Annotated in this window: 2 pseudogenes; one reads left to right on the forward strand and one right to left on the reverse strand. The window is 62.7% G+C overall.

The features are described from left to right. Positions 1-262: pseudogene (locus AC1D00_RS44230) on the reverse strand (AsmA family protein); the annotation flags it as partial. 143 nt (positions 263-405) lie between these two features. Between AC1D00_RS44230 and AC1D00_RS44235 the strand changes: the two are divergent. Continuing rightward, positions 406-634 (forward strand): annotated as a pseudogene (locus AC1D00_RS44235) (hypothetical protein); the annotation flags it as partial.

Here is a 634-nt window from a genome sequence, read left to right on the forward strand (position 1 = left end):
CGTCGACACGGAGCGCGGGATCGCTGGTGCCGCCGCCCTTCAGGCCGACGTCATGGAAGGAGATGTAGCTCGCCGGCAGCAACGAAATGTCGATGGTGCCTGCGACATTGAGCTCGAGCCCGGTGACATCGCGGATCTGCGCTTCCACGGCCTTGCGCAGCRCATCGCGGTTGATGAGCCAGGAGGTCGCGATCAGGGCGATCAGCGCAACGCCGAGCAGCGCCGCGATCGGCGTCCCGAGGCGCTTCATTCCTTGGGCCATGGTCAATGGCATGTCCTGATCGGGTTGGTCGTTGGAGCCAGAAGGGCGGGCCGGGAAACCCACGCGCCCCACGCCCAAGTCCTGTTAGGTTAAGTGCCGCAACTTGATGGGTTTTCTTGTCGCTTTCAAGGCCGCGGGCGGTCTTGCCCACGGCGTGGGCAGCTTCTACCACCGCCCCGCGGTGCGGAGAACCCCGTATCATTGACGGCTTCGGACGATTTCGCCTAATAATCGCCGCCAATAAGGCGCGACGCCCGCAAGCCGAAGGTTCAGTCGAGGTTTTTTGCATGAACAAGGTCTATCCCGACGCCAAGTCGGCGCTCGACGGCATTCTGAAAGACAACATGATGATCATGTCGGGCGGCTTCGGCC

Source organism: Bradyrhizobium sp. P2_E8, from assembly GCF_056403875.1.